Below are 15545 nucleotides of genomic sequence, written 5' to 3' on the forward strand. Positions count from 1 at the left end.
TGTGTCGGGCGATGGTGCGTCGGACTGTCTTGCGTCAAACTGTGCGTTCACAGGGTTTTCAGGCGGGCGGATTCAGCTCGATGACGGTTTCGGCCTCCGCGTCGATCCGTTCCCGGCTGTAGAGCAGCGGGAACGCCTCCCCGCGGGCCCACGGTGCGAACAGGTCGGTCAGGTGCGGGTCGTCGAGCCGGCCGGACTGGCCCGGCGCGTTCATGGCGAGCGAGGAGTCCCACTCGCCGACGTCGACGACGATCCGGAACGTCGCGCCGGCCGACTGCACGAAATTCGGGCCGTACGCGGTGTTCCCGACGGTGTCGCCGCTGCCGCCGCGCGGAAGCGGTTCAGTGGCGAGCCGGTCTTCGGGCAGGTTGCCGAGCAGGGCCTTCAGCGGGTGCTGCGCGCGAGCCACGTGCAGCCGGCCCCACGCCCACGCATCGCGGTCGACGCCGAGCAGGCCTTCGAGCTCGGCCACGGCGGCGGGCAGGGTCTTGGCGACGATCTCGCCCAGTGCCTCGGAGTTCTCGACCAGTTCGAGGTCGATGCGCGCGTCGGCCAGGAGGTCCTCGGCGGGTGAGATGCGCGTGGCCGTCGCGTCGGCCTGGTCCCCGACCAGCGGTTCCAGCGCCCGGGCCAGCAGCTCGGGCCGCAGGTGGCGGCGGTACCAGACCTCGAACAGCGCGGCGGCCGCGGAATCCGGCGCCAGCACGGCGTCCCAGCCGGTGAGCAGGTCCAGCCCGTCGACGGCCACGCTCAGTTCCCGCAGCCGCGCCACGATCCGGCGCGCGGGCACGGACAGGAAGTCGCTCTGCAGGTCGACCATGCTCTGCGGGGTGGCGTCGGTGGTCTGCGCGAGGACCTCGTCGATGCGGTGCTTGCGGTAGGGCGCGTACCAGTCGTAGGTGATGTGCCGGTCGGGCGGGTAGTCGGCGGGCAGGTTCATTTCGTTGGCCGTGGCCAGGAATCCCGCCTCCGGGTCGAGGGTGCCGGGCAGCTGGTCGGTGTCGTAGAAGCCGGCCCACTCGTAACGGCCGTCGCCCGGCACGGGCAGTGTGCCGTCCCAGTTGGGCCGGATCGGGGTGAGACCGCCGGTCTGCCAGGCGATGCGGCCCGACGGGTCGGCGTAGACCTGGTTCTCCGGCGGCGCGCCCCAGCGGTTCATGGCGGCCGAGAACTCGTCCCAGTCCCCGGCGCGCATGTAGTCCATGCTGCCGAGGTAGGGCGCCATGCCGGCCTCGAGCCAGGCGGCGCGGACCGCGAACGCCGTGTTCCGCTCGGGATCCTGGTACACGACCGGGCCGTGGCGGGTGAAGAGCAGCTCGGCCTCCACCGGCTCGCCGTCGCGTACGGCGATGGTCTCGGTGACGCGCCGCATCGGTTCCCAGCGGCCGTCGTAGCGGTAGCTCGTCGGGTCGGCGGGATCGGTTTCGTAGACGTAGAGGTCTTCCTGGTCGATCGCGAAGATGGTGAGCCCGAAAGCGATCCGGCCGTTGTGGCCGATCGAAATGCCGGGCAGCGCGGGCTCGCCGCCGCCGATCACGTCGAAGCCCGGCGCGTTGAGGTGCGCGATGTAGCGCAGGCCGGGCAACGCGGCGGCCGCGCGGTGCGGGTCGTTGGCCAGCAGCGGCCGGCCCGAGCGTGTCCGCGAACCGGCGAGGACCCAGTTGTTGCTGCCCTCCGGCAACACGTCGCCCTGCGGGTCCTGCGGTGCGGGCGGCGCGAACCCGGGCGCGGTCGTCGCGAGGTCGTAGACGCGCAGCACGTCGTCGGGGATCGCGGCGAGGTCGAGCCCCTCGGGGATCTCCACCGGCCGCCACGGTTCGCGCCGCCTTCGCAGCTCCTCGGCCTCCGCCGGCAGGTCACGCAGGGTGCGAGCGCGGGCGACCTCCTCGCGGACGTTGTAGAACAGGCCGTGGCTGCGGATGCGAGCCACGTCTTCGGGTGCCCACAGCGCCGGCTCGTAACCGAGCTCCCGGAACTCGGCGGGCAGCAGCTCGGGGTTCTGGCGCGTGAGCTCCACGAACGCGTTGACGCCTTCGACGAACGCCGTCGTCGCGCGTTTCGTGTCCGAGCCGTACGCGAGCCATTCGCGGTGCATGTCGCCGCGGTAGAGGAACAGCCGCGCCGCACGGTCCCGCTCCACATGCTCGGGCCCGAAGACCTCGGCCAGGCGGCCGAGGCCGCGCCGGCGCCAGAAGTCGATCTGCCACAACCGGTCACGGGCAGCGTTGAAGCCCTGGGCGCGGAACGCGTCGTAGGTGCTGGCCGCGTAGATGTGCGGCACACCCCAGCGGTCGACCACGATCTCCGCGGGCGCCGTCAGCCCGGGCAGCGTGTGGGAAATTCGATCAGGTGCCACCACGGTTTCTCCCGTCTCGTCATCGAGGTGGCCGCAGTCAAGCAGCCGGGGCGGTCGCCGCGTCGGCAGAAGTTCGCGGCCGGGCGGGTGGTGGCCGACTACCCGTTCGGCTAACCACCGGAGGCGAACAAAAAGCCGCGGAACCGCACCGGCTTTCGGGCCTGGACGATGGTGGTTGCTCCTGGGCGCCGTTCGCGGCTAATGTTCGATTATTGACATTGACTAACATCACACCCAGGGTCGACGGGCGCGTGCCACGATCGCGCGCGGGGCGCCGGTCCGGAGGAGCGCCATGCCCCCTGAGCCCGCCCAGGAGAGGCGCAGCCGCCTCGTCGAACGCATGGAGGAGCAGGGTTTCTGCACGATCGCCGAGCTTTCGGAGGCACTCGGCGTCTCGGAGATGACCGTCCGGCGCGACGTCCGCCTGCTCGTCCGCGAGGGCCGCATGCGCAGCGTGCACGGCGGTGTCACCACGCTGCCCGCGAGCGCGATCGGCGGCACCGACTTCCAAGCCCGATCCGGGCGCCACCGAGCGGCGAAAAGAGCGATCGCGCGCCGGGCGATCGAGCTGCTGCCCCACGGTGGCGCGGTCGCCTTCGACGCCGGCACCACCACCAACGAGGTCGCGAACCTGCTCCCGCCGACGCTGCGGCTGCAGGTCGTCACGGCGTCGCTGCCGATCATCAACACCTTGCCGGGCAAGGAGAACCTCGACGTGATCAGCCTCGGGGGCACCCTGCACCCGAGCTCGCAGTCGTTCGCCGGACCCATGACGATCGCCGCCATCGGGGAGCTGCGGGTGCGCACCCTGCTGCTCGCCGCGTCGGGCCTCACCGCCGAGGGCGTGTACTGCGGCAACCACTTCGACGCGGTGTCGAAGCGCGCACTCGTCGACGCCGCCGACGAAGTGATCCTGGTGGCCGACTCGAGCAAGTTCGCCCTCTCGGCGATGGTGCGGGCCTGTTCCCTCGACGACGTCGACGTGCTCGTGACCGACGACGGTCTGTCCGAAATGCACCAAAAGGTGTTAGCGGAGCACCACGTGCAGGTCATCACGGTGCCCGTCGACGAGGACCACGCCTTCACCTGACCTCGGGTTGGTACTTTCCTGTCACGCCGATGTTAGTTTATTGACATCACTGCCCCGGCCACTTATGTTCGCTGCACAGCACCAGCGCGAGCCCGACAGTGACGTCAAGGAGCGTGGTCCGTCGTGAGCGATCAGCCGGTGAAACAGCTTTCCGAGATCCTGTCCGGGGCCCCGACGAACTGGGGCCGCTGGGGCGCGGACGACGAGATCGGGGCCTTGAACCTGTTGGGCCCCAAGGAAGTTCTCGCGGCCGCGGCCTGTCTGCGGCAGGGCCGGGTGTTCACCCTCCAGACCCGCATGTGCGACCCGGCGGGCGACCCGTTCGCACCGCACCGGCAGCGGCCGGTGCGGGTCAACGTCCAAGATCAAGGCACCTGGCGCGGTGGCCTGGCGCCGGACATCCCCGGCGGCGGCCGGTTCGCCGACGACTACCTCACCACCCACGTGCAGGGCTCCACCAACTACGACGCGCTCGGCCACGTCTGGTACGACGACCGGCTCTTCAACGGCTACGACGCCGACTCGACCATCGGCGGCCTCGTCCGCGACAGCATCCTGCCGATCGCCGAGCACGGCGTCGTCGGCCGCGGAGTGCTCATCGACCTCGCCCGTCATCGCGGTAAGCGCTATCTCGACAGCGGCGAAACCTACACCCACCACGACCTCGAGGCCGCGGCCGAACGGCAGGGCGTCGAGCTGCGCAAGCGCGACATCCTGCTGGTCCGGACCGGCCGCACGGTCTTCTTCCGCGAGACGCCCACCGCCGAGTTCCACAAGAGCTGGCCAGAACCGGGACTCGTCTACTCACCCGGGCTCGCCGAGTGGTTCCACGAGCAGGAGATTCCGAATATCGGCTCCGACACCATCGGCGTCGAGACCTCCCTCGACCCCGAAACCGGGGCGAAACTGCTGGTGCACAGCGCGCTCATGCGCAACCTCGGTGTGCTGTTCCTCGAGATCTGCGACCTCGAAGACCTCGCCGAAGATTGCGCGGCCGACGGCCAGTGGGACTTCTTCTACGTCGCCGCGCCGCTCAAGATCGTGCACGCCACCGGTGGCCCGGTGAACCCCGTCGCCATCAAGTAAGACCCACCGAAAACCTTCGCGCAGGAACGGTTCCCCGTCCGGGAACCGGCGATCCGCCCCGCGCGCACACCGGAACACGCACACCGGAAGACCAGGAAACGGAGAGGACGGCTCGTGATGAGCGTTGCCCAGGAAACCCGTGACCAGAACGCCGTGTCGGAGCAGGAGATCAGGGCGGCGCAGGAAAGCCTGCGCAAGGTCCGCGCCCGCGGGGTGCGGTGGCTGCTCGACCACGTCGCCGACGACGGCAAGCCCGCCGCGGCCGACATCCGCAACGGCTACTACCGGATGCCGTGGGTCTTCGCGGTCGTCGGCGAGCGCGAGGTAGCGGCCCGCGTGCTGTCGTGGATCGAACGCAACACCCTGACCGCGCAGGGAGATCTGCGCGAGGGCGTGCCGCGCGAGGCGTTCGTGCACCGGTGGGCGACCTACCCGCACTCGCTGCTGGCCCACGGCGCGTGGGCGCTGGAGCGCTACGACACCGCGCTCGCGCTCGTGGACACGATGCGCACCACCTTCCAGGACCCCGAGACCGGCGGGTCCTACATGGAGCGTCCGGAAGCCCGCACGGGCCGGCAGTTCATCTTCCCCACCGCCCAGATGGGCTTGGCCGCGCTCGCGAGTGGACAGTCCGATGTGGCCGACGGCGCGTTCGGCTGGTTCGACCGGCTGTGGGCCGCGCAGCCGGAGCTGCCGGACGTGCTCTACGCCTCGTGGGGCCCGCAGGGCCTGCGCACCGTGGCCGACCACGACGACGAGTTCATCAGCAAGATCGACTTCCGCAAGCCGCGCCAGGCTTTTTACGCCCCGGGCATCAGCGCGGCGTTCCTCACGCGCTACTACATGGTCACCCGCAACGAGCGGGCGAAGGAGATCGCCACCGGCATCTTGAAGCTGTCGGCCAATGGGACCCAGGACCAGTACAACTGGTGGGAATCCATGCAGATCTGCAAGTTCGGCTGGGGCTCGGCGATGGCGGCCGAGATCGACCCCACCGGCGACCACCTCAAGCACGTGGTGCGCATGGCTCGCTGGTACGTCGAGTCGCAGGGCGAGGACGGCAGCTGGGTACCGAGCGGATTCCTCGTGCCCGAGCCCAACGACAGCCACGCCATCGAGAAGACCACCGAGCACACGCTGTGGGTGAGCATGATGCTGGCGACCCTCGCCGGCGCCGCCACGCGGGGCCCCGTGGCCGCCGGCCGCTGACCGGACGCGTCATGACCACATCGGACACTCTGCTCGCCGTGCGCGACCTGTCGAAGACCTTCGGCGGCACCAGGGCGCTTCGCGAGGTCGACCTCGACGTGGGCCGCGGCGAGATCCACGGTCTCGCCGGGCACAACGGATCGGGCAAGTCGACGCTGATCAAGACCCTCGCCGGGTTCCAGGACGCCGATCCCGGCTGCGGCGCCCGTGCGTGGCTCGACGGCGACGAGCTCGACCTCACGGCGTCGGCCGGCGGCGCGCGGCACCCGCGGATGCGGTTCGTGCACCAGGATCTCGGCCTGGTTCTGCAGCTCAACGCCGTGGAGAACCTCGCACTGCGGTCCGGCTTCGCCCGCACGCGGCTGCGGACGATCCGGTGGGACCGGCAGGAGGCCGAGGCGCGCGAGCTGATCGCGCGCCTCGGGATCGAGCTCGACGTGCGGGCCCCGTTGTCCGAGACGACCCCGATCGAGCGGACCGGGGTCGCGATCGCGGCCGCGTTGCAGGGCTGGGAGACCGGCCCGGCCCTGCTGGTGCTCGACGAGCCGACGGCGGTGCTGCCGCCGAACGAGGCGCACCGGCTCTTCGAGATCGTCGAGGAGGTCCGCCGCCAAGGCGCGAGCGTGCTCTACGTGACCCACCGGCTGGACGAGATGTTCGAGATCTGCGACCGGGTCACCGTGTTCCGCGGCGGCCGGCGCGTCGCCACCCGCGACGTCGCGGGGCTCGACCGGCCGGGTCTGGTGGAGCTGATGCTCGGCGACGAGGTCTCCCACAACGTCACACCCGCCGCCGCACCGGCGCCCGAGGTGCCGGATGTGCTCGAAGTGCGCGGGCTGTCCGGCCGATACCTCACCGGGGCCGCGCTGCGGCTGCGGGCCGGCGAGGTGCTCGGCCTCGCGGGGCTGCCCGGGTCCGGTCGCGACGAGCTGCCCTACGCGCTCGCCGGGGCCCTGCAGTACCCCGTCGCCGGCGAATACCGGACGTCGGACGAGAGCGGGTGGAACCGGCTCGGCCGCGGTGGTGTGCCGAGCTGCTCGCTGGTCCCGGCCGACCGCGGGGCCGAGGGGATCATCGGCGAGTTTTCCGTGCGGGAGAACCTGACGCTGTCGATCGTGCCGCGCATCGCCTCCGCGGGCGTCCTCGGACGCCGACGCGAATCCCGCGTGACCGACGACTGGATCGGGCGGCTGCGGGTGAAGTCGGAAAGCCGGGACTCCGCCATCACCACGCTCTCGGGCGGCAACCAGCAGAAGGTGCTCGTGGGGCGCTGTCTCGCGCAGGAACCGGCGATCCTGCTGCTGTGCGAACCGACCGCCGGCGTCGACATCGGCACCCGGCGCGCGCTGTACGCGCTGATCAATGAACGCGTCGCGCAAGGGCTCAGCGTGATCGTGTCGTCGACCGACGTCGGCGACCTGCTCGGCCTGTGCAGCCGCGTGCTGGTCTTCGACCGGGGCGCCGTGGTGGGTGAGCTCGCCGGGACGGCGATCACCGAGAAGGCCCTCGTCCTCGCAATGGAAGGAATCGCCGCCCCGTGATGAGCAGACTGCCGACCACCGAACCGGACGCGCCGCCGAGCACCGCGGACGGCGCGCTCCCGGCCGCGCCGCACCACGGCCGCAACGTGGCCCACTACCTGAGCTTCAAGCGGATCGGCGCGGTGTACCTGCTGGTCCTCGCGATCGTGCTGTTCACCGTGAAGCTCGGCGGGGTGTTCTTCGCCGGGGCGACCGTGAAACAGGTCGTGGACAACTACTCGATCACCGCCATGGCCGCGCTCGCGCTCGTGGTGCCGCTTTCGGCGGGGGTGTTCGACCTTTCGTTCGCGTACACGATGTCGCTGACCGGCGTGACCACCGCGTACCTGGTGGTGCACGCGGGCATGGGGCTCGGCGGCGCGATCGTCGTCGCGATGCTCGTGGCGCTCGTGGTGGGCCTGGTCAACGCGTTCGTGGTGGTGGTGCTCAAGATCGACTCGCTGATCGGCACGCTCGGCACCGGCTCGCTGATCCAGGCGGCCAACACGTTCATCACCGGTGATTCGCCGATCAACGACGACAAACTCACCGCACCGGGCTACGCGCACATCGCGCAGGCGAGCTGGGCCGGGATCACGATCCCCGTGGTCTACGCGATCGTGCTCGCGGCCGTGATCTGGCACGTCCAGGAGCACACCGTGACCGGCCGCCGGTTGTACGCGACCGGCTTCAACGAGCGCGCCGCGCGGCTCGCCGGCGTGCCGACCTTCCGGCTGCGGTTCCTTTCGCTCGTCGCGGGAGCGCTGATCGCCGGGTTCACCGGGATCGTGCTGGGCTCGTCGGTCGGTTCGGGCGACCCCGCGTCCGGCACGCCGTACCTGCTGCCGGCGTTCGCCGCGGTGTTCCTCGGCGCGACGCAGTTCAAGGAGGGCCGCTTCAACGCGGGCGGCACGGTGCTCGCCGTGGTGCTGCTGGGCACCGGCGACACCGGACTGGCGCTGGCCGGCGCCGCCACCTGGGCGTCCAACACCTTCACCGGCATCGTGCTGATCGCCGCGCTCGCGGTCACCGGCAAGCAGCGCGGCACGCTGCGCGGCATCAAACGCCGCCTACGCCGTACCACCGAGCCCGTTTCCTGAGCTTTCCCCGTCGACAAAGGAGTCGTTCATGCTCGGAAAACCCTTGCGCGGCAAGATGTTCGCGCTCATGGCCGCGGCGCTCGCCGTCGCCGGACTGGTCTCGGCCTGCGGTTCGGGCGGCGCCGGCGCGTCGGCCGGCACCAGCGGTGCGAAGGCCGATCTCACGCAGGCCAAGCAGATCCTCGCCGCCGCGTCGCAGCGGCCGACCAAGATCCAGGTCACCGACCCGATCGGCAAACCCGTACCCGCGGGCAAGAAGATCGCGTTCGTCAGCTGCGGGCTGCCCGAGTGCGTGCTGCAGGGCGAGGTGATCAAGAAGGCGACGGACCTGCTGGGCTGGTCGCTCACCACGATCAACACCAACGGCACCCCGCAGGGCTTCCAGAACGCGTTCGACACGATCCTGCGCCAGAAGGTCGACGGGGTCATCTACAACGCGATCGACAAGTCCGTGATCCGCTCGCAGCTCGGGCAGCTGCAGTCGCAGGGTGCGATCACCGGCGCGTGCTGCCAGCTCGACCCGGTGGGCGACGGCATCACCTACGTGATCGACACCCCGGACGACAACTCGCCCAAGGGCAAGATCGACGCCGCGTGGGCCGTGGTCAACGGCGGCGACAGCGCTTCGGTGCTGTACGCGAACATCCCCGACTTCAAGATCCTCAGCTCGATCAAGTCCGGCCTGCAGACCAACCTCAAGACCCTGTGCCCCGGCTGCACGTTCGACTCGATCGACCTGCCGCTGACGTCGCTGGGCAAGGACGCGCCCAACCGCATGGTGTCCTACCTGCGCAGCCACCCGAAGACCAAGTTCGTGGTCCTCGCCGACGACGCGGCAGGCGTCGGTCTGCCCGCGGCGCTGAAGGCCGCGGGCCTCGACGACGTCAAGGTCTTCGGCCAGGCCCCGTACGGCGCTTCGCTGGGCTACCTGAAGAACGGCACCGAGGCCGGCGCGATCCCGTACGACCTCTACGGCGACATGTGGGCGATCGTCGACAGCATGGCCCGCAAGTTCGCCGGCGTCGCGGTGCCGACCATCCACCCACCGATGTGGGTCGTCACCAAGGACAACTACCCCACCGAGGCCGGCAGCGAGCTGTTCCCGATCGTCGCCGACTACGACAAGCAGTACGCCGCGCTGTGGGGCAAGGCGTGACGGACGAGGTCCCGGCCGTGGCGCACCTGCTCGCGGGTGCGCCACGGAACTGGGGCCGCTGGGGCGAGGACGACGAGGTGGGCACCCTCAACCACCTCGGCCCGGCGGAGGTGCTCGCCGGGCTCGGGACGGTCCGCCAGGGCCGGGTGTTCACGTTGCAGACGCCGATGTTCCACGAGCACGGCGACCCGTCCTCGCCCGCGCGGGCGGCGCCGCGGCGGTACATGGTGCAGGACCAGGGTTCCTGGTACGCCCCCGAACCACCGGACCTGCCCGGCGGCGCGCGGTACGCGGACGACGTCGTCGTGAGCCACCTGCAGGGCTCGACGCAGTACGACGCGCTCGGCCACGTCTGGTACGACGACACGCTTTACAACGGCTACGACGCCGCGACCACGATCGGCGGCCTGCGCAAGGCGAGCGTGCTGCCGATCGCCGAACGCGGCGTCGTCGGCCGCGGGGTGCTCGTGGACATGGCCGGGTTCCGCGGCAAACGCCACCTGGACCGCGACGAGACCTTCACCCACGAGGACCTCGCCGCCGCGGCCGCCGCGCAGGGCGTGGAGATCCGGCCGCACGACGTGCTGCTGATCAACACGGGCTGGCTGGAGTTCTTCTACTCCGTGCCACGGGAGGAGTTCTTCGGCGAGTCCTATCAGGAACCGGGATTGGTCTACACCCCTGAGCTGGCCGAGTGGTTCCAGACCATGGAGATCGCCAACCTCGCCACCGACACGATCGGCAACGAGGTGCTCATCGACCCGCGCAACGGCACCACGTTGCTCGTCCACTGTGCACTGATGCGCAACCTCGGCCTGGTGTTCACCGAGATCTGCGACCTGCGCGCACTGGTCGCCGACTGCCGCGCCGACGGCCAGTGGGACTTCCTCTACGCGGCGGCACCGCTGAAGGTGGTGGGCGGGACGGGTTCTCCGGTGAACCCGATCGTGGTCAAGTAGGGGCAGCGGGCGGGTGCCGCCCGCTGCCCAAGACCGGCTCAGCCGGCCCCGGCGGCTCCGGCGGAACTCGGGCCGGCTTCCGCGTTCGCGCTGCCGCGCAGGGGCATCGGCTGCCAGTTCAAGCCGTTCCCCAGGGTCTCCGACTGCGCTTTGATCTGGTCCGGGTTGCCGGTCAGCCCGTTGAGCGCCTCCTTGAGCGGGCCCACGTGCTCCAGCAACCACCCGACACCGGCCGCCAGAGCCGCGCCGAACGGGTCCATCGCCACTGACAACGCGTCGAGCGCGGTCGCCACCGCCCCCATCGCGACCGACGCCCAGTCACCCGACTCGATCGCCGAGGACAGACCATTCGCCGACTCCAGCAGCGAGATGCCCGAATAGGCCTTCGTCGAATTTTGCGTCGGTACGACGAGTGGGTTGCTCACCGTGAGGCCACCTTTTCCCCCGAAACGAGGGGATGACGGCAAACCGGTTCCGGCAACGGTGCTAGACACGTTCGTACACGTGAACATGGCTGACGGGCATCGTTTTCTACCGGTTCACCGCGCCGCGGGGAATATCCCGGACGCGGTCAAGCAACAGCCGGCTCTCACCATTGCGGTGTGGCCCGGCTCACTTCTCGGGCTCGCGGGAAAACGGGAACCCCCGCTTTCGACAACTGCGAGGACCCAGAATCACGTCGGCCTCGGCCAAGTTTTCGAACCCGGCCGAGGCCGACGTGAACAACTGACCCGCGTGCTCGAGGCCCGGGGGACGTGGACCTGCGAGCGCCGCGGCGCGTGGTGACCGGCCCGGGAAGCTCGCTCCCGCGGCCGGAGGCCGGGCACCACACCGATATACTTTCGCGGCCTGGTTCAGGCGCTGCCGGCATAGCTCAGTTGGTAGAGCAACCGCCTTGTAAGCGGTAGGTCAGGGGTTCAAGTCCCCTTGCCGGCTCCTTCCGCCCCACAGGTCGCTGATCTGTCTCGGGGCAGTTCGAGACCCGTCAGACGCGGCGGGCGTTGTGGAACGGCATCGAGGCCAGCGGCGACAGCTTCACCGGAACTCCGGGCCGGCTGGCGTGCAGGACCATGCCGCCGCCGGCGTAGATGCCGACGTGGCTCACGGGCGTGTAGAAGAACACCAGGTCACCGGGCTGCAGTGCGGCCTTGGAGACGGCGACGCCCGCCGTGGACTGCAGCCGCGAGCTGTGCGGCAACGCGACGCCGACCTGCTTGAACGCCCACACGACGAGGCCGGAGCAGTCGTAGGCGTTCGGACCGGCCGCGCCCCAGACGTAGGGCTTGCCCTGCTGGGTCAGCGCGCGGCCGAGCGCAGAGGCGCCAACCCGAGCGCTGGCCGACGCGGAGGCGGCCGGGGCGGCGGTCGCGGCGGACGCGGTGCTCGCGAGGACCGGGCCGGCGGTGGCCGACATCGCGGCGGCAAGTGCGGTCGCCGTCAGGGCGGCGCGGACGAAGCGCCGTTTGCGTGACGGCGCGGCATCGGATCGAACTTCGAATCGGTGTAGTGCCATTTCGGGGTAGAGCTCCTTCGGGGGAGGAGAGCGAATCACAGGTAACCGTGAGAACACGGGCACATTACGAAACGAAATACGAGAATGCACCAAAGAGTGATCAGTGGCACAGATCAACAATTCTTGCCTGCCGGTCAGTGCAAATACCGAGTGGTATCAGTCGCAATTTACCGGCAGTCAAAACCCGCTCCACCAGCGCGGATGCACCCAAAAAGCCGCTCGCGAAATTCAGTCAGCGGAATTCCGTGAAGCACATTTTGGAACCGGTTTCACCAGGAATTCCGCGCTCACGGCCCGCGCCGGCCGGCACACCCGGCGCAAACCCGCTCCAGACCACCCCGAACCCCCAGCTCAACCGCCGAAAACGAGCGCCCCGGACGACCCTGCGAGACGATCGAGGGCAGACGTGGTGCACACCACTTCCGGATCAGTGCAACGGTCGGGACGCGTCGGCCGATGGTCCCCGGGAACGTCGAGGAGAACGACGCCAGACGGACGAGGAGGTGGGATCGATCATTAAGATCAACGAACGCGCCGACCAGGGGATTCACCGCAGACGATGGCCGATCCTGGAGCCTCCCCGGCCGAGCTCGAACCAGCGGCACCGGCCGAATCTCCTGCGGCGGCGCGCGTGGCACATCCTCGAGGCGCCGACGGCGGAACAGCCGGCCGTCGAAAGCGGAGAGACGCTGGGCCCGCAGCCGCCCGACGACGCGACGGTCAACTTCGTCCTCGACCTGACGCTGCGCATCGGCGAGGTGCAGATGGCCAGCGGCGCCGGTGCGTCCGACGTCACCGCCACGATCCTCGCGCTCACCGCCGCGCTCGGGCTGCCCCACTGCGAGGTCGACGTGATCTTCACGTCGATCACCGTCACGTGCCACCGCGGCACGGACCTGGCGCCCGTCACCGCGTTGCGAGTGGTCCGTTCGCGCAGCCTCGACTACACACGGCTTACGCAGGCCGAGATCCTCGTGCGCAAGATCGTCCGCGGCAACATGGGCGCCGAGGAAGCGCACACGGAACTGGAGCGCATCACGGCCGCGCCGCACCCGTACCCGCGCTGGGTCGCCACGATCGCGTGGGGCGGGCTGGCCGCGTTCATCACGCTGCTGCTCGGCGGCGGCCCCGACGTGGCCGTGGTGGCGTTCGTGATCTCCTCGGTGGTCGACCGGCTCGGCCGGCTGCTCAACCGCTACCACCTGCCGTTCTTCTTCCAGCAGGTCGTCGGCGGGCTCGTCGCGACGCTGTCCGCGATGGCGATCGTGAGCAGCAACGTCCTCACCACCGACCGCCCGACGCTCGTGGTCGCCGCGGCCGTCACGGTGCTGCTGTCCGGGCTGTCCACCGTCTCGGCGGTGCAGGACGCGATCACCGGCTACAACGTCACGGCCGCCGGCCGCACGATGGAGACCGCGCTGATGTCCGCGGGCCTGATCACCGGCGTGGTGCTGGCGCTGAAGATCGCCGTGATGCTCGGCCTGCCGAGCACGCCGCTGCCGGAGGTCATCAACTCGACCCCTCAGCAGCTGCCTATCGTGGTCGTCACCGGCGCCGGCGCGGCCGCTTGCTTCGCGCTGGCCTCCTACTCGACGCTGCGCGCGCTGCTGGTCGCCGCGGCGGCGGGTGCCATCGGCGCACTCGTTTACGGCTCGCTGATGCTCACGCAGTTCGACGCGGTGAGCTCGTCGGCCATCGCGGCCACGCTCGTCGGCTTCTGCGGCGGCCTGCTCGCCCGTCGGCTGCAGGTCACCCCTCTCGTCGTGGCCGTGTCCGGTATCACTCCCCTGCTGCCCGGCCTGTCCACCTATCGTGGTCTATACCAATTGGGGGTCGAGCCCGGCGGCAACATCTCGTCGCTGATGACCGCCGTCGCCATCGGGCTCGCGCTGGCAGCGGGCGTTGTCCTGGGTGAATACCTCGCGCAACCCGTCCGGATGCGGCTCGGGCGGCTCGAACGCAAGCTCGCCGGACCGCGGATGGCGGGACCGCTGGAGCCGCCGGAGCGGCGTCTGGAGTAAGCGGTTGATCACCGGCCGGTCGCCTGGCGCGCGCTAGGGTTTCACTGGGGCCGCGACCCGCGGATGACGAGGGAGCAGCTGTAGTGACTGTCGAGCAGAAGACCGCACCGTCCGCCGATTTCGTCGTGGTGGCCAACCGGCTGCCCGTCGACCTGGAGCGCGCTTCGGACGGCGGCCAGCGCTGGACGGCGAGCCCCGGCGGGCTCGTCTCGGCGCTCGAACCGTTCCTGCGCTCGCGCAAAGGCGCATGGGTCGGCTGGCCCGGCGTCCCCGACGTCGACGTCGAGGAGTTCGACGACGACGGCCTGGTCCTGCACCCCGTCACCCTCACCTCCGCCGAGGTCCGTGACTACTACGAAGGCTTCTCCAACGCCACGCTCTGGCCGCTCTACCACGACGTCGTCGCGCCGCCGGTGTTCGACCGCACGTGGTGGGACAGCTACGTGAAGGTCAACCGCCGCTTCGCCGAGGCCAGCGCCCAGGTCGCGGCCCAGGGCGCGACGGTGTGGATCCAGGACTACCAGCTGCAGCTCGTGCCCACGATGCTGCGCGAGCTGCGCCCCGACCTGCGCATCGGCTTCTTCCTGCACATCCCGTTCCCGCCCGTCGAGCTGTTCATGCAGCTGCCGTGGCGCGCCGAGATCGTGCGCGGGCTCATCGGCGCCGACCTCATCGGCTTCCACCGCCCCGGCGGCGCGCAGAACTTCCTGTGGCTGGCCCGCCAGCTCGTCGGCCTCGAGCCGACGCGCGGCGCCGTCGGCGTGCGGTCACGGCCCGGCATGGTGCAGGTCGGCGACCGCACCGTGCGCGTCGGCGCGTTCCCGATCTCGATCGACGCCGCCGGCCTCGACACCCTCGCGCGCAGCAAGGGCGTGGTCGAGCGCGCCAAGCAGATCCGCCGCGACCTCGGCAACCCGAAGGCGGTGATGCTCGGCGTCGACCGCCTCGACTACACCAAGGGCATCGACCTGCGGCTACAGGCGCTGCACGAGCTGCTGCACGAGGAGCGCATGCTGCCCGAGGACGTCGCCTTCGTGCAGCTGGCCACGCCGAGCCGCGAACGCGTGGAGCACTACCAGCGCATGCGCGGCGAGATCGAGCAGATGGTCGGCCGCATCAACGGCGAGTTCGCGCGTGTCGGTCACCCGGTCGTGCACTACCTGCACCAGTCCGTGAACCGCACCGAGCTGGCCGCCTTCTTCTCCGCCGCCGACGTGATGGTGGTAACGCCGCTGCGCGACGGGATGAATCTCGTCTGCAAGGAATACGTCGCCTGCCGCCACGATCTCGGGGGCGCGCTCGTGCTCAGCGAGTTCGCCGGCGCGGCCGCCGAACTGACCAGCGCGTTCCTGGTCAACCCCCATGATCTGGACGGGGTGAAGAACGCGTTGGTGGCTGCTATTACGCTCGACCCCGCCGAGGGCCGACGCAGGATGCGCGCCATGCGTCGACAGGTCCTCACCCACGACGTCGACCGGTGGGCGCGCTCGTTCCTGCAGGCGCTGGGTGCGGAGCCGGTCGACTGACCTCCCCCG

General features: G+C 70.0%; 11 protein-coding genes, 1 tRNA gene and 1 pseudogene. 10 read left to right on the plus strand and 3 right to left on the minus strand.

Going from position 1 to position 15545, the window contains the following annotated elements; translation table 11 throughout:
- Positions 1 to 58 precede the first annotated feature (58 nt).
- Positions 59 to 2356, minus strand: coding sequence for a penicillin acylase family protein (locus K1T34_RS14285; protein ID WP_255638511.1), 2298 nt, complete (start codon positions 2354 to 2356; stop codon positions 59 to 61).
- A gap of 292 nt (positions 2357 to 2648) precedes the next feature.
- On the opposite strand from K1T34_RS14285, the gene K1T34_RS14290 reads away from it, so the two are divergent.
- The 7 genes from K1T34_RS14290 to K1T34_RS14320 all read left to right on the plus strand — a co-directional run bounded on the left by K1T34_RS14290 (position 2649) and on the right by K1T34_RS14320 (position 10476).
- Positions 2649 to 3446 carry a DeoR/GlpR family DNA-binding transcription regulator gene (locus K1T34_RS14290; protein WP_220244748.1) on the plus strand — a complete coding sequence of 266 codons (798 nt, stop codon included), beginning with the start codon at positions 2649 to 2651 and terminating at the stop codon, positions 3444 to 3446.
- A gap of 123 nt (positions 3447 to 3569) precedes the next feature.
- The gene (locus K1T34_RS14295) at positions 3570 to 4532 is read left to right on the plus strand and encodes a cyclase family protein (RefSeq protein ID WP_220244749.1); all 963 of its coding nucleotides are present in this window, start codon (positions 3570 to 3572) and stop codon (positions 4530 to 4532) included.
- 117 nt (positions 4533 to 4649) lie between these two features.
- A complete protein-coding gene (locus K1T34_RS14300; protein WP_220244750.1) occupies positions 4650 to 5741 on the plus strand; it encodes a hypothetical protein in 1092 nt (363 codons plus the stop codon).
- A gap of 11 nt (positions 5742 to 5752) precedes the next feature.
- The gene (locus K1T34_RS14305) at positions 5753 to 7282 is read left to right on the plus strand and encodes a sugar ABC transporter ATP-binding protein (protein ID WP_220244751.1); all 1530 of its coding nucleotides are present in this window, start codon (positions 5753 to 5755) and stop codon (positions 7280 to 7282) included.
- Positions 7282 to 8361, plus strand: a complete 1080-nt coding sequence (locus K1T34_RS14310; protein ID WP_220244752.1) for an ABC transporter permease — start codon at positions 7282 to 7284, stop codon at positions 8359 to 8361. The genes K1T34_RS14305 and K1T34_RS14310 overlap by 1 nt, the downstream gene beginning before the upstream one ends.
- Before the next feature lie 28 nt (positions 8362 to 8389).
- Positions 8390 to 9517, plus strand: a complete 1128-nt coding sequence (locus K1T34_RS14315; protein ID WP_220244753.1) for a substrate-binding domain-containing protein — start codon at positions 8390 to 8392, stop codon at positions 9515 to 9517.
- The gene (locus K1T34_RS14320; protein WP_220244754.1) at positions 9514 to 10476 is read left to right on the plus strand and encodes a cyclase family protein; all 963 of its coding nucleotides are present in this window, start codon (positions 9514 to 9516) and stop codon (positions 10474 to 10476) included. The genes K1T34_RS14315 and K1T34_RS14320 overlap by 4 nt, the downstream gene beginning before the upstream one ends.
- Before the next feature lie 125 nt (positions 10477 to 10601).
- Here the strand turns inward: K1T34_RS14320 and K1T34_RS14325 are convergent.
- Positions 10602 to 10901 (minus strand): annotated as a pseudogene (locus K1T34_RS14325) (hypothetical protein); the annotation flags it as partial.
- A gap of 438 nt (positions 10902 to 11339) precedes the next feature.
- Between K1T34_RS14325 and K1T34_RS14330 the strand changes: the two are divergent.
- A tRNA-Thr gene (locus tag K1T34_RS14330) sits at positions 11340 to 11412 on the plus strand.
- 49 nt (positions 11413 to 11461) lie between these two features.
- Here K1T34_RS14330 and K1T34_RS14335 read toward each other — a convergent pair.
- Positions 11462 to 11989, minus strand: coding sequence for an NlpC/P60 family protein (locus K1T34_RS14335; RefSeq protein ID WP_220244756.1), 528 nt, complete (start codon positions 11987 to 11989; stop codon positions 11462 to 11464).
- A gap of 515 nt (positions 11990 to 12504) precedes the next feature.
- Here K1T34_RS14335 and K1T34_RS14340 point away from each other — a divergent pair.
- Both K1T34_RS14340 and K1T34_RS14345 read left to right on the plus strand, forming a co-directional pair.
- Complete coding sequence (locus K1T34_RS14340; RefSeq protein WP_220247200.1) at positions 12505 to 14010, plus strand: threonine/serine exporter ThrE family protein; 1506 nt, start codon at positions 12505 to 12507, stop codon at positions 14008 to 14010.
- 83 nt (positions 14011 to 14093) lie between these two features.
- Positions 14094 to 15536: a trehalose-6-phosphate synthase gene (locus K1T34_RS14345; RefSeq protein ID WP_220244757.1), complete on the plus strand. Its 1443-nt coding sequence runs from the start codon at positions 14094 to 14096 to the stop codon at positions 15534 to 15536.
- Positions 15537 to 15545: the final 9 nt, after the last annotated feature.

Origin of the sequence: Amycolatopsis sp. DSM 110486, assembly GCF_019468465.1 — a bacterium.
Taxonomy (GTDB): domain Bacteria; phylum Actinomycetota; class Actinomycetes; order Mycobacteriales; family Pseudonocardiaceae; genus Amycolatopsis.

What these genes read in the sequence shown, in the direction of transcription:
- K1T34_RS14335 (WP_220244756.1), bottom strand. Translation starts at nt 11,989, where the DNA reads ATGGCACTACACCGATTCGAAGTTCGATCCGATGCCGCGCCGTCACGC.
- K1T34_RS14305 (WP_220244751.1), top strand. Translation starts at nt 5,753, where the DNA reads ATGACCACATCGGACACTCTGCTCGCCGTGCGCGACCTGTCGAAGACC.
- K1T34_RS14290 (WP_220244748.1), top strand. Translation starts at nt 2,649, where the DNA reads ATGCCCCCTGAGCCCGCCCAGGAGAGGCGCAGCCGCCTCGTCGAACGC.
- K1T34_RS14315 (WP_220244753.1), top strand. Translation starts at nt 8,390, where the DNA reads ATGCTCGGAAAACCCTTGCGCGGCAAGATGTTCGCGCTCATGGCCGCG.
- K1T34_RS14300 (WP_220244750.1), top strand. Translation starts at nt 4,650, where the DNA reads ATGAGCGTTGCCCAGGAAACCCGTGACCAGAACGCCGTGTCGGAGCAG.
- K1T34_RS14310 (WP_220244752.1), top strand. Translation starts at nt 7,282, where the DNA reads ATGAGCAGACTGCCGACCACCGAACCGGACGCGCCGCCGAGCACCGCG.